3 protein-coding genes are annotated in these 2,590 nt (G+C 58.6%); all 3 read left to right on the top strand.

The window, feature by feature from the left end; genetic code table 11:
• Window positions 1–81 precede the first annotated feature (81 nt).
• Genes tnpA through tnpC form a run of 3 tightly spaced genes read left to right on the top strand, consistent with a single transcriptional unit; the run spans window position 82 to window position 2,508 of the window.
• Window positions 82–531, top strand: a complete 450-nt coding sequence (gene tnpA, locus QDY28_RS30780; protein ID WP_112303611.1) for an IS66-like element accessory protein TnpA — start codon at window positions 82–84, stop codon at window positions 529–531.
• Window positions 512–865: an IS66 family insertion sequence element accessory protein TnpB gene (gene tnpB / locus QDY28_RS30775; protein ID WP_095437983.1), complete on the top strand. Its 354-nt coding sequence runs from the start codon at window positions 512–514 to the stop codon at window positions 863–865. Before tnpA ends, tnpB begins: the two co-directional genes overlap by 20 nt.
• A gap of 53 nt (window positions 866–918) precedes the next feature.
• Complete coding sequence (tnpC, locus tag QDY28_RS30770) at window positions 919–2,508, top strand: IS66 family transposase (protein WP_331384848.1); 1,590 nt, start codon at window positions 919–921, stop codon at window positions 2,506–2,508.
• Window positions 2,509–2,590 lie beyond the last annotated feature (82 nt).

Raw genomic sequence — 2,590 nt, 5'->3', positions numbered from 1 at the left:
CGTAAGCGCGAATTTCGCCACACCTTCTGTAATTGATTGAGCTTTGGCATGAGGTGTCCACCTAAAAAAGGTGGACACCAAGTGATGGAAGAAGGTCAAAAACTTGCCGTGCGGCTGGTTGGTCGGAATGGACGACGCCGTTTCGATCAAGGATCGAAGGACCGCCTTGTTGCGGCCTGCCTTGAACCGGGCGCATCGGTATCGAAACTTGCGCGCTTACACGGGGTGAACGCGAACCTCGTTTGGAAATGGATCAGGAAACACACCCAAGCCCATCCGTTACCGCCGTCTTCGACGTCGGCGTTTATTCCGGTTCAGATCACCGCGGCGAGCAGCAAGTTTGACATTGAGATGCCTGCCATAGGTGATGAGGAGGTGCCGCGGAAAGCAGAGAGGATCCGGCCGCTGACCTCTCCAGCGAAGATGAGTGCGTCACTGCCGAATGGTGTGAGGTTGACGCTGGAATGCGGCGATGTGGACGCGTTGACGGCGATAATCGGAGCTCTGGGTCATGTTCAAGCTGGGCGCTGATCTTCAAGTCTATCTGCATCGCGAACCGATCGACTTTCGGGCTGGTATCAACAGCCTTGCGGTCTTGGTCCAGGAGACGATGGCATTGGACCCGTTTGCTCCAGCGGTTTTTGCATTTTGCAATCGCCGGCGTGACCGGATGAAGCTGCTGTTCTTCGATCGGTCAGGCTTTGTGCTCGTGCTGAAGCGGTTGACGGAGGACAAGTTTAGATGGCCCCGCCGTGAGGTGCCGGTGGTCACGCTGACGACCGAACAGCTTCATTGGATCCTCGACGGCATCGATATCGACGCGATGGTGCGCCATCCGGTACGGCAATATCAGATCGCCGGCTGAAGGTAGCGAATTGAGCTGTTGACGCGGCCGGGCGGTTCAGATTCAAGAATCTGATGACTCGAACCGGCGAACCTGATGTTGCGGCACTAATGGCGCAGTTGGCGGCAAATGCTGCCGAAATTGCCGCGCTTAAAGCCGAGAAGGAAGCGCTCTCGCGGCGGGTCGTCAAGCTGGAGGAGGAGCTGGCACTAGCAAGGCTGCACCGCTTTGCCCCACGCAGCGAAAAGCATATTGATCGCCTCTTCAACGAAGCCGAAAAGGCTGCAGACGACGATGACAGTGGCGACGGTGATGACGTTGTCGATCTCCCGGACACAGGCCTGCCGCCGGTCGAGAGCACCGCGGGAAAGAAGCGCGGCCGCAGGCCTCTGCCGGAAGACCTCCCACGCGAGCGTGTCGAATACGACCTTCCCGACCATCAGAAAGCTTGCCCCTGCTGCCATGGCCAAATGCATCGCATGGGCGAGSCCGTTACCGAGCAGCTCCATATAGAGGTCAAGGCAAAGGTCCTGCAGAATGTGCGGTTCAAATATGCTTGCCGCCATTGCGACCGCACCGGGATCAACACGCCCGTCGTGATCGCTCCAATGCCGCCGCAACCCCTGCCAGGCAGCATCGCTACTGCCTCGACGCTAGCCTTCGCGCTGATTCATAAATACGTCGACGGCACCCCGCTCTACCGCGTGGCGCAGACATTCGAGCGGGCCGGCGTTCCAATTAGCCGCGGCGCTCTCGCTCACTGGGTCATAGGTTCGAGCGAGAGGCATCTTCACCGAATCTATGAAGCTCTGAAGCTGCGGCTCAGGTCGCAGCCTCTCATTCATGGTGATGAGACGACGGTTCAGGTCCTGAAGGAAAAGGACAAGGAAGCCACCAGCACATCGTATATGTGGGCCTATCGCAGCAGCGAGGACAGCGACCAGCCGATCGTCCTTCTCGACTACCAGCCCGGACGTGGCCAGATCTATCCGAAGACTTTCCTCGGCGACTACCGCGGCATATTGGTGAGCGATGGCTACACCGCCTGGCGCACATTGGATAATGCAACCCATGTCGGATGCATGGCCCATTCCAGGCGGCGCTTCGTCGAAGCCCTCAAAACCAGACAGAAAGGTGGCGGACCGCCGGAGCAGGCGCTCCGGTTCTTCGAACAGCTCTACCGGATCGAAAAGCAGGCGCGAGACAAAAAGCYCGACACCGGTGAAGCCCAGGCCGACTGCATTCGCCGCTTCCGCCAACAGCATAGCTTGCCTGTCCTGAATGCCCTCAAGTCGTGGCTCGATGATATCGCGCCGAAGGTCGCGCCGGATACGAAGCTCGGCGATGCTGTGTCCTACGCTCTGAACCAATGGGATTATCTGACGCGCTATGTCAACGATGGCAGGATGCCGATCGACAACAACATTCTGGAACGCGAAATCAGAGTTTTTGCGACCGGCAGAAAATCATGGCTGTTCAGCGACACCGCCGCCGGAGCCAAGGCCAGCGCCGTTATCTACAGTCTGATGCTCACCTGTCGCGCCTGTGGCGTCGACCCTCTCACCTGGCTGCGCCAGGTGCTCACTGAGTTGCCGCAGCGCGACGAAACCGCGGACATTGGAGACCTGCTACCGTTCAACTTCTCCAAAAACTCTGCGGCCTAACAGAGCCGGATATCGCTACCAACCAACGCGAGGGCCGTTCAGGGATGCCGACCCGTCAATGTGCATGGAAAATCGCGCTTAC

This window comes from Rhizobium sp. BR 362 (assembly GCF_036528765.1).
Lineage (GTDB): Bacteria > Pseudomonadota > Alphaproteobacteria > Rhizobiales > Rhizobiaceae > Rhizobium.
This window is presented reverse-complemented; position numbering and strand designations above follow the sequence as displayed.